Source organism: Nocardia cyriacigeorgica, from assembly GCF_029868385.1.
Classification (GTDB): Bacteria; Actinomycetota; Actinomycetes; order Mycobacteriales; family Mycobacteriaceae; genus Nocardia; species Nocardia cyriacigeorgica_F.
In genome coordinates this window covers 75,227-91,094 of sequence record NZ_JARWNX010000018.1, presented here as the reverse complement: position 1 = coordinate 91,094, position 15,868 = coordinate 75,227, and the positions used below count along the sequence as shown (strand labels likewise).

Annotated in this window: 15 protein-coding genes and 1 tRNA gene; 7 read left to right on the top strand and 9 right to left on the bottom strand. The window is 67.4% G+C overall.

The window, feature by feature from the left end; all coding sequences use genetic code 11:
- Window positions 1–798 precede the first annotated feature (798 nt).
- Window positions 799–951, top strand: coding sequence for a hypothetical protein (locus QH168_RS01580; protein ID WP_280232553.1), 153 nt, complete (start codon window positions 799–801; stop codon window positions 949–951).
- A 495-nt stretch (window positions 952–1,446) separates the two neighbouring features.
- On the opposite strand, the gene QH168_RS01575 is transcribed toward QH168_RS01580, so the two are convergent.
- On the bottom strand, window positions 1,447–2,478 hold the full coding sequence (locus QH168_RS01575; protein ID WP_280232552.1) for a hypothetical protein: 1,032 nt from the start codon (window positions 2,476–2,478) through the stop codon (window positions 1,447–1,449).
- Window positions 2,479–2,680: 202 nt separating this feature from the next.
- Between QH168_RS01575 and QH168_RS01570 the strand changes: the two genes are divergently transcribed.
- Entirely contained in the window at window positions 2,681–3,346 is a 666-nt protein-coding gene (locus QH168_RS01570) for an Rv0361 family membrane protein (protein WP_280232551.1), read from the top strand.
- Window positions 3,347–3,359: 13 nt separating this feature from the next.
- On the top strand, window positions 3,360–4,772 hold the full coding sequence (locus QH168_RS01565; RefSeq protein ID WP_280232550.1) for a metallophosphoesterase: 1,413 nt from the start codon (window positions 3,360–3,362) through the stop codon (window positions 4,770–4,772).
- 90 nt (window positions 4,773–4,862) lie between these two features.
- Here QH168_RS01565 and QH168_RS01560 read toward each other — a convergent pair.
- Window positions 4,863–4,937: transfer RNA gene (locus QH168_RS01560), tRNA-Cys, on the bottom strand.
- Window positions 4,938–5,056: 119 nt separating this feature from the next.
- Between QH168_RS01560 and QH168_RS01555 the strand changes: the two genes are divergently transcribed.
- On the top strand, window positions 5,057–5,605 hold the full coding sequence (locus tag QH168_RS01555; protein ID WP_280232549.1) for a MarR family winged helix-turn-helix transcriptional regulator: 549 nt from the start codon (window positions 5,057–5,059) through the stop codon (window positions 5,603–5,605).
- A 169-nt stretch (window positions 5,606–5,774) separates the two neighbouring features.
- Complete coding sequence (locus QH168_RS01550) at window positions 5,775–6,833, top strand: hypothetical protein (RefSeq protein ID WP_280232548.1); 1,059 nt, start codon at window positions 5,775–5,777, stop codon at window positions 6,831–6,833.
- Window positions 6,834–6,848: 15 nt separating this feature from the next.
- Here QH168_RS01550 and QH168_RS01545 read toward each other — a convergent pair whose 3' ends face one another.
- The 6 genes from QH168_RS01545 to QH168_RS01520 all read right to left on the bottom strand — a co-directional run bounded on the left by QH168_RS01545 (window position 6,849) and on the right by QH168_RS01520 (window position 12,863).
- Entirely contained in the window at window positions 6,849–7,676 is an 828-nt protein-coding gene (locus tag QH168_RS01545) for an enoyl-CoA hydratase (RefSeq protein WP_280232547.1), read from the bottom strand.
- 1 nt (window position 7,677) lies between these two features.
- Complete coding sequence (mmsB, locus tag QH168_RS01540) at window positions 7,678–8,586, bottom strand: 3-hydroxyisobutyrate dehydrogenase (RefSeq protein WP_280232546.1); 909 nt, start codon at window positions 8,584–8,586, stop codon at window positions 7,678–7,680.
- Window positions 8,583–9,683, bottom strand: coding sequence for an enoyl-CoA hydratase/isomerase family protein (locus QH168_RS01535; protein WP_280232545.1), 1,101 nt, complete (start codon window positions 9,681–9,683; stop codon window positions 8,583–8,585). Before QH168_RS01535 ends, mmsB begins: the two co-directional genes overlap by 4 nt.
- Window positions 9,680–10,837: an acyl-CoA dehydrogenase family protein gene (locus tag QH168_RS01530; protein WP_280232544.1), complete on the bottom strand. Its 1,158-nt coding sequence runs from the start codon at window positions 10,835–10,837 to the stop codon at window positions 9,680–9,682. The genes QH168_RS01535 and QH168_RS01530 overlap by 4 nt, the downstream gene beginning before the upstream one ends.
- A 4-nt stretch (window positions 10,838–10,841) precedes the next feature.
- A complete protein-coding gene (locus tag QH168_RS01525; RefSeq protein WP_280232543.1) occupies window positions 10,842–12,344 on the bottom strand; it encodes a CoA-acylating methylmalonate-semialdehyde dehydrogenase in 1,503 nt (500 codons plus the stop codon).
- 117 nt (window positions 12,345–12,461) lie between these two features.
- Complete coding sequence (locus tag QH168_RS01520; RefSeq protein WP_280232542.1) at window positions 12,462–12,863, bottom strand: Dabb family protein; 402 nt, start codon at window positions 12,861–12,863, stop codon at window positions 12,462–12,464.
- A gap of 108 nt (window positions 12,864–12,971) precedes the next feature.
- On the opposite strand from QH168_RS01520, the gene QH168_RS01515 reads away from it, so the two are divergent.
- Window positions 12,972–13,622, top strand: coding sequence for a TetR/AcrR family transcriptional regulator (locus QH168_RS01515; RefSeq protein WP_280232541.1), 651 nt, complete (start codon window positions 12,972–12,974; stop codon window positions 13,620–13,622).
- Here the strand turns inward: QH168_RS01515 and QH168_RS01510 are convergent.
- Entirely contained in the window at window positions 13,619–14,617 is a 999-nt protein-coding gene (locus QH168_RS01510) for a DUF2157 domain-containing protein (protein WP_280232540.1), read from the bottom strand. The genes QH168_RS01515 and QH168_RS01510 overlap by 4 nt on opposite strands.
- Window positions 14,618–14,727: 110 nt before the next feature.
- Between QH168_RS01510 and QH168_RS01505 the strand changes: the two genes are divergently transcribed.
- Window positions 14,728–15,804 carry an amidohydrolase family protein gene (locus QH168_RS01505; RefSeq protein WP_280232539.1) on the top strand — a complete coding sequence of 359 codons (1,077 nt, stop codon included), beginning with the start codon at window positions 14,728–14,730 and terminating at the stop codon, window positions 15,802–15,804.
- The last annotated feature ends 64 nt before the right edge of the window (window positions 15,805–15,868 follow it).

The window sequence follows — 15,868 nt, the reverse complement described above, 5'->3', positions numbered from 1 at the left end:
GTGCCGCGGTGTGGCTCGTGCCGACCGGGCGGCCCGACACGCCGTCGGCGGCAAGGGGGATGGACAGCACGAACGAACGGCGGTGGGGGCCCCGGCAACCGCGGGCCCCCCCCCGCCGCCCAGCGACGCGCAACCAGGCTGGGAAGGGCGCCGCCTGGGCGCGTCGGCACGTCGGCGGCGCTCCGCCGCAGGCGCGGTTGGCTCCTGTTGGGCAATCACGGATCCACTTTGGCGACGGGGTAGCACGGAGACTGCCAGCTCTGCCGCACTTCTCATTCGACCGGGCAGTGCTGGGCACGTCGTCTGCCCTACCGGGCTTGCTCTCCCGCAGCACGGCGGCGAATCGGCCGGCCTCGTTCGTGGGGCCTGGCTGTGGTCCGGTCTTCGGCCGGGCTTGTCGAAGAATCCGCGGTGAGGTGCCGTGGGGACTCGCCCCGGGTTGCGTTCCGGTGCAAACGTGGCCGTGTCCGTCGCCGGGCACATAGCACGTTGGTCACCAGGCGGGGTTGGTGCAGCCGGGGGTGGTGCAGACGGCGGCTGGTGGCGTTCACCGTGTTCCTCTCTGTCCGGGCCGGAGGAATCTGCCGATGGCGTACCAGACCGGACCCACCCTCGCAACGGCCAAGCGGTGTCGACGGCCGGGGGTCACGCGGCACAGTCCCAGCGTCAGGCTGCGGTGACCTTCAACGGGTCAGGGTGCCGCGCGACCCCCGGCCGCCGAGCCATTGCGAGGGCGGGTCCGGCCTGGTCCGGGCGGTGCCCAGATTCCACCGACCCGGACAGAGAGGAACCCTCACCATGAACGCCACCATCCACCCCACCGCCTGCACCACCCCCAACTGCACCAACCCCGCCACCGGCACCCTCCCCATCTACGCGCCCGGCGACGAACACGACCACGTCTGCACCACCTGCCACGCCGCCTACTGGGAGGCCCGCACCTCCGACTGACCGGATGGGGGCTCCGGCCCCCTTCCCCTCTGCTCGACTTGCCGAACGAACTACTGCGCGACCTCCGGCCGCGTGGCCCTGGTCAGTGGTGGCCTACATTGTGTTCCCGCGCCCCTCCAGCCTCAAGGGCGCCTACGGCGTCACTACGTGATGACATCCGTCACCCTTGACCCCGGAGCCTCTACGCGCGAAAGGCAGGCCCTAAGGGCAGGCGGTGAAGCCAGCCCCCGACATGCGCAGTCCACCACCCACCAGGGCCAGCGTTGCCCCAGCTCAGCCGGTAGGTGTCAGTGACACAGCGGTGACACAACAGCGGCAGTCTCAGCCATACGTACGCATACAGAGACAACAAGTGGCGCGACGTCGGCAACCCCCGGAATACCCCCGTAACCAGGACTAATGTGCCTCCGGAGCAGAAGGCCGCAGGTTCGATTCCTGCCGAGGGCACATCGACAAGACCCCCGACCAGCAGCACCGGTCGGGGGTTTTGTCATATCAGCGCAATGAATCCGCCAGTCGAGCATGCAGATCCAGTAGCGGCGCGATCTGCTCGACCGGCCGCCTGCCGAAACCGCATTCGGTGGCGATCCCGAAATGGTCGACGAACGCCTCTGCGGCCTCGATCCGGCGCCGGCCACCGGCGAATCCGTCGGACGCGTGTACGAGCCCGAGATAGAGCGTGGTGTACGGCGCGAGACCGAGATCGGCCAGCGGTGCGAAATACGCGGCGTCGGTGCGGTCACGCGGCACCGGAAGATGAATCCACTCGACCGGACGCGTCACATCCGCCGCGAGGGCATTCGCGACCGCGACCAGCGTCGAGGTATCGGCGGGTTCGACGAAGTGCCGGTGCCCGAAATCGCCGTAGCACAGGTGATAGCCGAGTTCGATGCCGTCGGGAACGGCATCGCCGAGCCGGACCAGCCGCTCGGTGACGCCCGACAGCACCTGCGCGTACCCGGAACCGAACCAGGACGGGAACACACCCTCGAACAAGGCGAACTCGACGGCTGCGTCCCACTGCACCGCCAGATCGCGCGCCGGGACCTCGGCCAGAATCGCGTCCAGCTCACCGAGCAGCGCGGCCTCATAACGCCGTTCGAGTTCGGCTTGCGGGCCGGCGATGAAGGCGCCGACCACCGCGATCGGCGAAGGCAGGCTCACCTGGAACCGGGTACCGGCATCGATCAGGCCCTCGGCGCGCAACCGTTCGAAGACCTTCCAGGACGCTATCGCGGCCTCCGCGTAGCCGAGCGGACCGAAATCGATCGACAGCGGGTCGACACCGGCGCGGGGTCGCACGCGTTCGCTCGGTCCGTATTCCGGGCTCGGCGGCGGCACCGTCTCCAGCTCGGGATGCGCCTGCATCCTCGGCAACTGCCATACCACCCAGTTGTCACGAATGCCGGTTTCGCCGTCCGGTATTCGGGCAACCCGTGTGCCGAGGCGCGCCGACACCTGACGAAAGACGGCTTCGGGGCCTTCCAGCGGAACACTGCCGCACAGATGAATACCGCGTCCGACCATGACTACCTCCAGCTCTCCTGGCTCACGCCCGGCACCGGCGCAGGCGCCCGCATACCCTGACATCGGGCCGCGAGCGCACGCTTCCCAGCGTTGGCGGCGTCAGGCCTCGGCCCGCCTACAGTCATCGAGGCGGACGCGGACAGCGAGCACCAGGTGTCGTAATGTTCCAGACACACCCGGGGGATACGGAGGACGAACCCACATGACTTACCCACCAGCAGGACAGCCGCCGCATGGGCAGCAGCCCCCATACGGCCAGCAGCCGCCGTACGGTCAGCAGCCACAGCAGCCCTACGGTCAGCAGCAGCCGCCCTATGGTCAGCAGCCGCAGTACGGACAGCAGCCCGGCCAGTACCCGCCGCAGGGTGGCTATCCGCAGCAGGGCGGCTACCCACCGCAGCAGCCGCCGAAGAAGAAGACCGGGCTGATCATCGGTCTCGTGGTGCTCGCGCTCGTGGTGATCGGTGGTATCACCACCGGCGTGGTGCTGACCATGCAGGGCAAAACGCCGCTGGCCTCGGATGAGAAGCAGATCGAGAACGCGATCCGCGAGTTCTACGACACCTTGGAAAGCGATGGCATCCTGGCCGCCGCCGAGCTGTCGTGCTCGGCCGACCGGGCCGAGATCGACAAGGCGCCGCAGAGCGAGAAGGACATGATGGACAAGGCGTCCTTCTCGATCGATATCGACAAGGTCGACAATGTCGTGATCACCGGCGACAAGGCCAAGGCGCACGTCACGGGCACGTTCAAGATCACGATCCCCGGTATGGACGACGACAGCGACACCGACAACGAGTCGGACGAAACGCTGGCCAAGGAAGACGGCACCTGGAAGATCTGCTCGGACGATTCCGACAGCAACTGATCCGCTGCCGCAGATGAGCTGCTGCGGACCCTCGCGCCGGACGATTCTCGGCGCCATCGGCCTGGCCGCACTGTTGCCCGTCATGGGCGCGGTGCGGCCGGGTTCGGTTCTGGCCCAGGCGAATCAGATCCAGGCGAGTGATCTGGAGCTTGTCACCGTCACCGACCGGTCGGCCATCCTGACGTGGACCACGCGCGCACCGGACGCCGCGGGCAGACTGGTTCCGGTCGCCACCCACGGGGAGGTCCGGCTGATTCCGGCCGACAGTCCACGCGCACCGGTCCAGGTCTGGGCAACGCAGACGCCGACACCGTTTCACCATGCGCAGGTCGACGGTCTGGAACCGGGCCGCCGCTACCGTTTCGAGGCCTGGTCGCAGGGCGTGCGCGCCCAACCAGCGCTGTCACTGAGCACCCGGCTGCCCGGCAGTCCCGAACTACTCGGCGAATTCACCACGCTGGTCCCACCGCCCGGCCGGTTGCTGCGCACGATCGCGCTGGCCAATGACGTGCATTACGGCGAGGACGTCAGCGGCCTGATCATCGGGAATTTCCCGCCCGGCTTCCGGCAGGAACCCGGTCTGGCGCCCTATCCGGAAATGATGCTGGCGGCACTGCTCGACGACCTGGGCCGACCGGATCGCGACGCCGAATTGCTGCTGCTGGCCGGAGATCTCACCAGCGAAGCCACCCCGATCGAAACCCGTGATGTGCGCGCGCATCTCGACGGGTGGGGCGGCAACTATCTGGCGGTGCGCGGCAACCACGATCGCCCACATACCGGAGACGACTACCGCGACTGCCCGGTCGCGCCCGGTACGGACACCCATTTCGATTGCTGGGAAAAAGAATTCGGCCCTCGACAACAGCTACTGGAGCGAGACCTCGGTGGGCTGCGGCTGATCGGGCTCGATACCAGCGAACTCGACGGCTCCGGTGGCACACTCGAACGCCCGCAACTGGCTCGGGTCCGCGATCTGCTGCACGACGAACCCGAACGCCCGACGCTGGTGTTCGGCCATCATCCGGTCACTGTGGAATCGGGCCTGACCAATACCGCGGGTCCGGGCTTCGTCTTGAATCGTCGCGACAGCGCCGAGTTGCAGGCCATGTACGAGCGCGCGCCCGGCGTATTCCTGCACCACAGCGGCCACACCCACCGCAACCGACGCACCCGTCCCGACGTGGCGTGCGCGGTGGAATTCCTGGAGGTGGCGGCGGTGAAGGAGTATCCGGGTGGCTACAGCCTGGCCCGGATCTACGAGGGCGGGTACATGCTGAACTTCTACAAGACCCGCACCGAGGATGCCCGCCGCTGGAGCACGCTGACCCGCGGTGAATATCTCGGACTCTTCCCGGACTACACGCTCGGAACCTTCGCCGATCGCAATCATGTTGTGCCGCGAGATTTCTCGGGTCTGCACTGATGTTCTGCCGCCTGCGGGAAATCGCACCCGATACCTCGCCCGGCGGTGACGTACGCCGGACGAGGTATCGAGGCGACGCACCCCGACACTTGGAGCGAGCGGCGGGAATCGAACCCGCGTGAACGGCTTTGCAGACCGTCGCCTGAACCACTCAGCCACGCCCGCCTCGCCTACCGATAGTGCCCGGTGCGGTCCGGTTCGCCCAGGTTTGCGATCACCCTGATTTCAAGGGTGTGGGTCGCGGCGAGGCGGGCCACGGATGGGCACATGGAATGATCGGGTCCATGTCCAGGTCACGTCCACTACCGCTCGACCCGATTCAGGAGGCCCACCGCCAGTGGGTCGGCCACGGCTGGGGCGCGGTGGCCGACGGAATGGCGGCGGTGACCTCGCTGGTGCGGGCGCAGCAGATCGTGATGTCACGGGTGGACGAGGCGTTGAAACCCACCGGATTGACGTTCTCCCGCTATGAGCTGCTCATGCTGCTGAGTTTCAGCAAGACCGGTGCGCTGCCGATGGCCAAGGCCAGCGCCAGGTTGCAGGTGCATCCGACGAGCGTCACCAATACCGTCGACCGACTGGAGGCCGCCGGCTTGGTGGTGCGCGTACCGCATCCCAGCGACCGCCGCGCCACCCTCATCGAAATCACCGATGCGGGAAGGGAAGTGGTTACCAAAGCCACCGATCGACTCAACGGTGAGGTATTCGCCCGGCCCGGCCTACCACCGGACCGGTTGCGCACCCTGCTGCAACTGCTGGCGGAATTCCGGCATACGGCGGGCGACTTCGATACCGGCGAGGAACCGGCCCGCTGGAGCGCTACCGATTCCTGAGCTGTCACAACGACAAACCACGCGAAACGCCCAAGTAGCCCACAGGGTGAAAACCGCGCGGTCCTTTACTCCTCCGAGGCATCCACCGAGTAACGTTCCAGCAGCCAAGTAGCGAATTTCGCGGCCGATCGTCTTGGCAAGACCGGGCCGGTGGTCCACCATGGAGTCCATGGTGCTGGTCCTCGGGGTGTCGGCGGGTGCCTGCGGTGCGCGCGCCATGCTCACCCACTCCGACCAACCCCATCTGGATCCCATCGACCGATGCCAGGTGCCACGCCGGGCCGGTGCGGGGATCGAAGAGGCAGTTTTCGAGGCGATCCGCCGGATGCGGGTCGCCGCCGCCCGCCGCGACGAACTGATCACCCGTATCGCGGTGACCAGCCGTTGTTCGCTGCACACCGACAGCATCAGATCGGCGGCGGGCGGGCGCGACCTCACCGTCGTCGACGAGCCGCTGGCCCAGCTGCGCTATCTGCGTTTCACCGGAGCCCTGCCCGATTCCGGCACCGCGATCCTGTACGACCTGGGCAGTTCCGGGCTCACCATCACCCATATCGACTGCCGCACCGATTCGGTACTGGCGAGCAAGCGCAGCACGGTGCTCGGCGGCGACGGCTACGACGCGCTGCTGCGCTGGCAGCTGGCCAAGGGCGGAGTACTGACCGATAAACCGACCATCCGCCGCCATCGCGAAGCGCTCAGCAGTGAGCGAGTGGTCACCGCGATGGATCCCGGTACCGATGAACGTGCCGTCGTCACCCGCAGTGACCTGGCCGAACTGTGTGCGGCCGGTATCCATCATTCCGCCTCGTTCGTCCGCCAGCTCGGCGCCGAAGCGGGGGTGCGGCCGAACGCGATGGTGCTGCTCGGCGGTTGTACCCGCAATCCGAGTATCCGCGCCGAACTGGAAGCCCTGGTCGGCCTGCCGATCGTCTACGATCCCGAACCCGAATACGTCTCGGCGCGCGGTGCGGTGCTGCTGGCCGCCGACCGTCCGGCCGCGGAGATACGGATGCCGCGGCTGCCGCGGGGCACCCTGTCGGCGAGCCTGGCCGGTGGTTCGGTGGGCCGCCGCAAACTCGTCGCCGCGCTCGCGGTGACGGTCGGACTCGGCGCCACCATCGCGGGCCTGCTCACCGTGAACGACGACACCGCGCGGCCGACCGAGGACGGGACCGTACCGACTCCGGTCGAGGTGGTCGGAATCCCGCCCAGCTCCGGCAACTGAGCGGGACCGCGACACTCAACGGTTGGTGAATTTCGCCTGCCGCTTCTCCACGAACGCGGACATGCCTTCCTTCTGATCCTCGATGGCGAACAGCGAGTGGAAGACCCGCCGCTCGAAACGCAGACCCTCGGCCAGCGTGGTCTCGAAGGACCGGTTCACCGCCTCCTTGGCGATCATGGCGACGGGAAGCGACATGGCCGCGATGGTGTCGGCCACCTCGAGCGCGGTGTCGAGCAGATCGGCGGCGGGCACGATCCGCGAGACCAGCCCGGCCCGTTCGGCCTCGTCGACATCCATATTGCGGCCGGTCAGCACCAGGTCCATGGCCTTGGCCTTGCCGATCGCGCGGGTCAGCCGCTGCGAACCGCCGATACCGGGGATGACGCCGAGCTTGATCTCGGGCTGACCGAACTTGGCGTTATCGGCCGCGATCAGGATGTCGCAGATCATCGCCAGCTCACACCCGCCGCCGAGCGCGTATCCGGCGACCGCGGCGATGGTGGGTTTGCGGAAGGCGGCCAGGCGGTCCCAGCGGGCGAAGAAATCGTTCATGAACATGTCCATGTACGACTTGGGCTGCATCTCCTTGATGTCGGCGCCCGCGGCGAAAGCGCGATCCGACCCGGTGATGACAACGGCGCCGATCTCGTCGTCGTGCTCGAGTTCGTCGAGTGCGGCGATGACGTCATCGAGGACCTGCGCGTTGAGCGCGTTGAGCGCCTTCGGCCGGTTCAGCGTGATCAGGGCGACGCGGCCCTTGCGCTCCAGCAGAATCGTCTCGAAATCACGTCCATCCGTCTCCCGGCCGCCGCCCCTCACGGAATCGCTGCGCGATGCTTCCATTTCACACACCCTCTTGCTCGGACCTTGTGCGGACGTCGGTGACGATAGCCGAGAAGTCCTTCGCCCCCGCCGACTGGTTGAACCGCTCGTAGATCTCCGCGGCCAGCAGCCCGAGCTGGCCGTCGACCCCGTTGGTGCGCAAGGCATTCGCGGCGAGGCCGAGGTCCTTGTTCATCAGCGCCGTGGCGAATCCGGGCTCGTAGTCATTGTTGGCCGGGCTGGTCGGCACCGGGCCCGGCACGGGACAGTAGCTGGTGAGCGCCCAGCTCTGACCGGAGGCCTTGGACACCACATCGAAGAACGACTGGTGGCTCAACCCCAGCTTCTCCCCGAGCACCAGCGCCTCGGACAGGCCGATCATCGAGATGCCGAGCAGCATGTTGTTGCAGATCTTCGCGACCTGACCGACGCCGCTCGCACCGCAGTGCACCACCTTGCCGCCCATCACGTCGAGGACCGGTAATGCCTCGGCAAAATCGGCCTCTCCGCCGCCGACCATGAATGTCAGCGTGCCCGCGGCGGCTCCCGCGACACCGCCGGATACCGGGGCGTCCAGCGCGCGATGACCGGCGGCGATCGCCATCTCGGCGGCCGCCTTGGCGTCGGCGACATCGATGGTCGAACAGTCGATGAACAGCGTGCCGGGCCGCGCGACGGGCAGCAGTTCGGCGTAGACGTCGCGGACCAGCTTGCCGTTGGTCAGCATGGTGATCACGATGTCGCGATCGGTGGCGGGGGCGACGCCGGTGTCGACCAGGCGGATACCCGCTTCCCGCGCCACCTCCTGCGCGGCGGGCATCGGGTCGAAGGCGTGCACGTCGTATCCGGCTTCGACCAGATTGGCGGCCATCGGCGCACCCATGTGTCCGAGGCCGAGGAAACCGATGGTCTTGCGGGCGGGCTCGTTCACTGCTGTCCCTCCTGATCGGGTGCGGTCAAACCCAATTCCTGGCTCCCCAGGTCGGTGAAATACGCCGCGACCTGCTCATCGGTCACCGCGTCCAGGGTGGCGGGTGACCACTGTGGGTTGCGGTCCTTGTCGATCACCTGTGCGCGGATGCCCTCGACCAGATCGTGCGAACCGAGGGTGGCGATCGAGACGCGGTACTCCTCGTTCAACACCGCCTCCAGCGAATCGGCGCGGCGCGCCGATCGCAGCGAGCGCAGCGTGACCTTCAGCGAGACCGGCGATTTCGACAGCAGTTCGGTGGCGGCCGCCTCGGCCTGCGGACCGTGCCTACGCAACCGGCCGACGATCTCCTCGACCGTATCGGCGCTGTAGCAGGCGTCGATCCAGTCGCGCTGTGCCAGCAGCTCCGATTCCGGTGCGGCCGTGGCGAATTTGGCGATGGCGATATCGGCCGATTCACCGCGCAGGGTCTCGAGTAGCGCCGGAATGTGCTCGGACGGAATGAAATAGTCGGCGAAACCGGCGGCGATGGCGTCACCGGCGCGCATCCGCGCGGTGGTGAGCGCGACGTGCGTGCCGAGTTCACCGGGAGTCCGGGCCAGCAGAAAGGTGCCACCCACATCCGGTACGAACCCGATACCGACCTCGGGCATCCCGATCGTGGACCGCTCGGTGACGATCCGATGCCCCGCATGTCCGGACAAACCGACACCGCCACCCATGACGATCCCGTCCATCACCGCGACATACGGTTTCGGGAACCGGCCGATCAACGCATTCAGGATGTATTCGTCGCGCCAGAATCGACCCGATGCCGATTCCGCGCCGGTGGCCGTCGCACCCGAATCCTGTTGTGCGCTCTTGGCATCATTGTGGATGGCGACGATATCGCCGCCTGCGCACAACCCCCGCTCCCCCGCACCGATCAGCGCGACGGTCCGCACCTGCGGATCATCGGCCCAGGCCCGCAGCGCCTCGGTGATGGTGCGCACCATCGAGTGGTTGAGCGCGTTGATGGCTTTCGGCCGGTTCAAGGTGATGACGCCGAGGCCGTCACGTACCTCGATCAGGACTTCGGGTTCCCCGCTCGTACTCACGCTGCTCCTGCCCCGCGGGCGGTCGAGGTCATCGACCGGGCGACGACCACCCGCATGATTTCGTTGGTGCCCTCGAGGATCTGATGCACCCGCAGATCCCGGACGATTTTCTCCAGACCGTACTCGGCGAGGTAACCGTAACCACCGTGCAGTTGCAGCGCCTTGTTCGCGACCTCGAAACCCGCGTCGGTGGCGAACCGCTTGGCCATTGCGCAGAGTTCGACCTTGTCGGTGTCATCGGCGTCGAGCGCGGCGGCGGCGCGCCACAGCAGGGTGCGCGCGGCCTCGAGCTGGGTACGCATATCCGCCAGATCGAACTGCAATGCCTGATTCTTCAGCAGCGGCGCACCGAAGGCCTGGCGCTGGGCCAGGTACGGCACGGTCTTGTCCAGCGCCGCTTGCGCGCCGCCGACCGAGCAGGCCGCAATGTTGAGCCTGCCCCCGTTGAGTCCGTTCATGGCGATACGGAAGCCGTCGCCCTCGGCGCCGAGCCGGTTGGCGACCGGCACGCGGACGTCGGTGAGGATCACCTGCCGGGTCGGCTGCGCCTTCCAGCCCATCTTCTTCTCGTTCGGGCCGACGGTCAGACCGGGAGTGTCGGAGGGAACGATGAGCGCCGAGATACCGCGCGCCCCGTCATCGCCGGTGCGCACCATCATCACGTACACATCGTTGGCGCCCGCACCGGAGATGAACTGTTTGACGCCGTTGAGGATGTAGTCGTCGCCGTCGCGGACCGCTTTGGTGGCCAACGCCGCCGCATCGGAGCCGACGCCGGGTTCGGTGAGCGCATAACTGCCGAGGATCTCCATCGATGTCATACCGGGCAGCCAGCGGAACCGCTGCGCATCGTCACCGTAGGCGTCGATCATCCACGCGGCCATATTGTGGATGGAGATATAGGCCGCGACCGCGGGGCAGCCGGTGGCCAGCTGCTCGAAGATGCGTACCGCGTCCAGTCTGCGCAGCCCCGACCCGCCCACATCCTCGGCGACGTAGATGCCGCCGAGGCCGACCGAACCGGATTTGCGCAGCACCTCGATCGGGAAGTGCATGTGCTCGTCCCATTCGAGCGCGTGCGGAGCCAGGAACTCGTCGGCGAAATCCCGCGCCGTATCGCGGATCGCCCGTTCATCGGAGTTCAGGGTGAACATCGCATCAGTCCATCGTCGGGATGACGAAGTGGTCCGCGTTCTCCTTCAGACCCTTCGGCCAGCGCTGCGTGACGGTCTTGGTCTTGGTGTAGAAGCGGATCGAATCCGGGCCGTGCTGGTTCAGATCGCCGAAACCGGACCGCTTCCAACCGCCGAAGGTGTGATAGGCGATGGGCACCGGAATCGGGACGTTGATGCCGACCATGCCCACCTGGACGCGGGCCGCGAAATCGCGGGCGGTGTCGCCGTCACGGGTGAAGATCGCGACACCGTTGCCGAATTCGTGCTCACTGGCCAGGCGAAGGCCTTCCTCGTAGTCGTGTGCGCGCACCACGCTGAGCACCGGGCCGAAGATCTCCTCGGTGTAGATGCGCATCTCGGGGGTGACCTTGTCGAACAGGGTCGCGCCGACGAAGTAGCCGTCCTCGGCGCCGTCGACGGTCAGGCCGCGGCCGTCCACCACCAGCTCCGCGCCCTCGTCGATACCGATCTGGACGTAGTTGTTCACCCGGTCCAGACCGTCGCGGCCGACCAGCGGGCCGAAATCGACACCCGGATCATCGGAGCGACCGACGTTGAGCTTGTGCACACGTTCGGTGAGCTTGGCGACGAGCCGGTCGGCGGTCTCCTCACCGACGGGCACCGCCACCGAGATGGCCATGCATCGCTCGCCCGCGGAACCGTAGCCGGCGCCGATGAGCTGATCGGCGACGTCGTCGAGATCGGCATCCGGCATGACGATGGCATGGTTCTTCGCACCGCCGAAGCATTGCGCGCGCTTGCCGTTGGCGGTGGCGGTCTCGTAGATGTACTGGGCGATCGGGGTGGAGCCGACGAAGCCGACGGCCTCGATGCGCCGATCATGCAGGATCGCGTCGACCGCCTCCTTGTCGCCGTTGACGACATTGAAGACACCGGCGGGCAGCCCGGCTTCCAGGAACAGCTCCGCCAGCCGCAGCGGCACCGAGGGATCGCGCTCGGAAGGTTTGAGGACGAAGGCGTTACCGCAGGCCAGCGCGGGCCCGGCCTTCCACAGCGGGATCATGGCCGGGAAGTTGAACGGCGTGATACCGGCGACGACGCCGAGCGGCTGACGCATCGAGTAGACGTCGATGCCGGTGCCCGCGCTCTCGGTGTACTCGCCCTTGAGCAGGTGCGGGATACCGGTCGAGAACTCGATCACCTCGAGTCCACGCTGGATATCACCCTTGGCGTCGGCGAGGGTCTTGCCGTGCTCGCTCGACAGCAGCGCCGCCAGCGAGTCCATCTCGTCCTGCACCAGGGTCAGGAATTTCATCAGGACCCGCGCCCGCTTCTGCGGGTTGAACGCGGCCCATTCCGGCTGCGCGGCGGCGGCGTTCGCGATGGCCGCTTCCACCTCCGCGGTGGTGGCCAGCGGCACCCGGGCCTGCACCTGGCCGATATTGGGATCGAACACGTCACCGAAGCGGCCGGAGGTGCCGGGGACCTGCTGTCCGCCGATGAAGTGGGTGAGTTCACGAACCATGCGAATCCTGTCCTCGGGTGTCGACGGTGGCAGCATGCGACGCATGCCCGAATTGCGGTCGTCCGATAGTTGGACGTCCAAGCAAAATATACACCCACCCACTTCGCCGCACCAGACTCAGGCGATACGCACCTCGGGAATCGTCGACATGAGCCGATCCCACTCCGGATACATCCGCACCTTGCGCTGATGCAGCGCCATGATCTTGGCGTCGAGTTCGGGATCGGGATCGTCGGAGACATCGGGACCGATCGCCAGCTTCGCGAGGTGCGGGACGATCACCGGATCACCCGCCAGATGCACCGGATCGTGCATATAGCGCTCCAGCGCGGCCAGATCCGCGATGCCGACGCAGTACGCGTGGGTGAATCCCGATGCAGGATCGCCGAGATCGGTTCCGACGCAGGAGAATTCGACCGACTCCACCGCAGCGGTGCGGCGCATCGTGGCCAATACCAGCTCCTTCTGCTGGTCGGTGACCCCCTCGCGGAATCCGAAACGTAGTACGTGCACGATCATCAGTCCTCCAGTCTGAACTTGCCGGTTCAAAATACAAGACCAACTAGTACAGCCAAACAAATGAACCCGCAAGTTCAAACCGATGCGATCTCCCGATAAGCTCGCACCGTGACCCGAACGACGACCACACGCGGACGCATCGACAAACGGCAGGCGATCCTGGAGGTAGCCTTCGAGGTCTTCGCGCGCCGCGGCTACGACCAGGCGTGCGTGCAGGAAATCGCCGACGCGGCGGGCGTGGCCAAGCCGACGGTGTACAACCACCTCACCGATAAGCCCACGCTGCTGCGGGAGACGATGCGAGCCGCCGCGGATTCGGTGGGCGCGCAAGGTCTCGCCGCGCTGGAACCGTTGCGCGACACCGGATCAGATCCGGGCACCGCGCTCGGTGAGACCGCCTATCGCCTGGTGACGGTATGCGCGGGGCCGCGTGCCACCGCACTGCATCGCCTGACCTACGCGCAGCTGGCCACTTTTCCCGAGCTGAGCGCAGAGATTCTGGAACGCGTCCCGCAGCGGCTGGCCGAGGCGCTCACCGATCGGCTGGCTCGCTATATGCTCGACGGCCGGCTGCGGCACGCCGATCCGGGGTGCGCGGCCGAGCAACTACTCGCACTCCTCACCGGACCGCTCGAACGGCACAGCGGGCTCGGCACGCGGGAGGTCACCGATGCCGTGCTCCGCGATATCTCGGACGCGGCGGTCGACACGTTTCTGCGGGCCTACGCACCCGAGGGCTCCCAGCCGCCGACCCGCTAGTCGGCGGCGCTACCGACGCGGGTGAGCAGATAGCCGCCGGAGCCGAGCACGAGCGCACCGACGATCAGCACCGCGCCGGCGGCGCCGACGGAGCCGTCGGTCCAGTCCCAGACCGCCTCCGCCGCGGCGATGGCGAGGGCGGCGGCGCCGCCGAGGACGAGCACCCAGGAGCGTTCGGTCAGGTAGAGGGCGAAGCAGAGCGCGGCGACCAGGGCGGTGAGCCAGTAGGCGACGGCCAGGTTGTCGTATTCGCTGGTGAACTGTGCGCCGACGACGGCGAGGATCACCGCGATCAGATAGCCGGCCCAGCGTTCGGTGAAGGCACCGAGGCGGGTCAGCCCACCCCAGACGACACCGAGCAGCAGCACGGCGACACCGGGCCAGCCCTCGTGCAGGTCGATGAGATCGGTCATCACCCCGGGCACGGCGGCGGCGCTGAAGCCCGCGCAGGTGAGCATGCCGATCAGCGAGGGCAGCGCCAGATAGCCGATCACGGCCACGATCAGACCCGCGACGCACGCGTACACCCAGGCGGAATCGGTGTTGCCGTCCTCGATGGCCGAGCCGACCGTACCGGCGACGAAGGCGGCGGTGAGGGCGAACAGGACGGTGGCGAGCCGGGTCCTGACGGCGGGGACCTCCGCCGCCTCGGCCCGGACCCCGAACCGAGGAAACAGTGCCGACGGTCCACCGGCGACCGTCACCGCGATGACCGAAAGCACCACCGAGATCAATGCGAGGATCGCGACGCGGCCGGTCCTGGCCAGATCCTCCCATGAGGCCGCCAGCACCAGCGCGATCCCGGCGAGCAGGAGTCCCGCACCGGCATAGGCCGCGATCTCGGCGAGCAACCTGCTGCGTGCGGGACGGGCGGACGGTCCGGCCAGCGCCGCGAGCACGGCGTCGCGCTGCTGCTCGGTCAGCACGCCGGACTCGACCAGCCCGCGCAGCGCGCTGATATGCCGGGCGCCTGCGTCACTGTTGTCCTCGCTCACGCCGCAAGTATGTCCGACCGGGCCGTGGTTTCGCCGGTACCGCGGATACGCATCCTGCTCGCATGTGACAATCGGCCCCGACCGGGTGAACGGCGGACGGGATGGACCACATGAATCTCACCGACATACCCATCATCGACGCGCACATCCACCAGTGGGATCCGCTGTCGACACCGCGTGATTTCAGCGGCCTCGCCCGGCTCTTCCGATATCTGCCGGTGCCGATCGGGCTCGCCATGAAGGTTGCGCCGCAACGTGATCGCGAATTCGTTGGCGATCCGACACCATACATGCACCCCTACCTGCCCGCGGACTACCGCACGGACACGGCAGGGTTGACGGTGCGCACCATCGCACATATCGAGGTCGAATGGTCCGGTACCGGCCCGCTGGCCAAGGCCGATGAGACCCGGTGGGTGGCGAGTCTGCCGTTCGGGGTCGATACACCCGCTCTCGGCGCCATCCTCGCCAGTGCCGATCCGGCCGCACCGGGATTCGCGGCGCTGCTGGACGCGCACGCGTCGGCGTCACCGCTGCTGCGTGGAATCCGCACCATGGTCGCGCACCATCCCGATCCCGGCGTCCGCTCGTTCACCGGCACACCGGGCGATCTCACCGCGAACGCCTTCCTCGACGGGTTCGCCGAACTCGCCGCGCGCGAGCTGGTGTTCGAGGCATGGGTGTATTCGCACCAACTGCCCGATGTCGCGGCGCTCGCCGACCGCTATCCCGAGGTCACCATCGTGCTGAATCACCTCGGCACACCGGCCGGAATCTTCGGCGCGGTCGGCAGACATACCGGCGCCAACCCCGGGCACCGGCGCGAATTGTTCATCCGCTGGCGTGAGGACATCGCGGCCCTCGCGGCGCGGCCGAAGGTGGTCGCCAAGGTCAGCGGCCTGATGATGCCGATCCTCGGTCACCGGGTCCCACCGCGTGGCACGGCGACGCCGGTGCCCGAACTGCTCGACCGGATCGGACCGCTGCTCACCCACGCGGTGGACTGTTTCGGCGTCGACCGGCTGGTGTGGGGCTCGAACTTCCCGGTGGACAAGCCGATCACGACCATCGCGGGCAGCGCGCAGGCCGTCGCCGGCGCGATCACCGAACACGTGGGTGGTTCGGAATGCTTGGACCGAGTGTTCCGCACGAACGCGCAGCGGATCTACCGCATCGACGAGTCCTGAGCCATTCCCGGCGACCGTGCCCCGATTCCGGGCGCATGGCCGGCGCGGCTGCGGTCGCGCTCCC

Bases quoted from the DNA above. Each gene is read 5' to 3' on its own strand.
- QH168_RS01580 (WP_280232553.1), top strand. From the start codon at position 799: ATGAACGCCACCATCCACCCCACCGCCTGCACCACCCCCAACTGCACC.
- QH168_RS01575 (WP_280232552.1), bottom strand. From the start codon at position 2,478: ATGGTCGGACGCGGTATTCATCTGTGCGGCAGTGTTCCGCTGGAAGGC.
- QH168_RS01570 (WP_280232551.1), top strand. From the start codon at position 2,681: ATGACTTACCCACCAGCAGGACAGCCGCCGCATGGGCAGCAGCCCCCA.
- QH168_RS01565 (WP_280232550.1), top strand. From the start codon at position 3,360: ATGAGCTGCTGCGGACCCTCGCGCCGGACGATTCTCGGCGCCATCGGC.
- QH168_RS01555 (WP_280232549.1), top strand. From the start codon at position 5,057: ATGTCCAGGTCACGTCCACTACCGCTCGACCCGATTCAGGAGGCCCAC.
- QH168_RS01550 (WP_280232548.1), top strand. From the start codon at position 5,775: ATGGTGCTGGTCCTCGGGGTGTCGGCGGGTGCCTGCGGTGCGCGCGCC.
- QH168_RS01545 (WP_280232547.1), bottom strand. From the start codon at position 7,676: ATGGAAGCATCGCGCAGCGATTCCGTGAGGGGCGGCGGCCGGGAGACG.
- QH168_RS01530 (WP_280232544.1), bottom strand. From the start codon at position 10,837: ATGTTCACCCTGAACTCCGATGAACGGGCGATCCGCGATACGGCGCGG.
- QH168_RS01525 (WP_280232543.1), bottom strand. From the start codon at position 12,344: ATGGTTCGTGAACTCACCCACTTCATCGGCGGACAGCAGGTCCCCGGC.
- QH168_RS01520 (WP_280232542.1), bottom strand. From the start codon at position 12,863: ATGATCGTGCACGTACTACGTTTCGGATTCCGCGAGGGGGTCACCGAC.
- QH168_RS01505 (WP_280232539.1), top strand. From the start codon at position 14,728: ATGAATCTCACCGACATACCCATCATCGACGCGCACATCCACCAGTGG.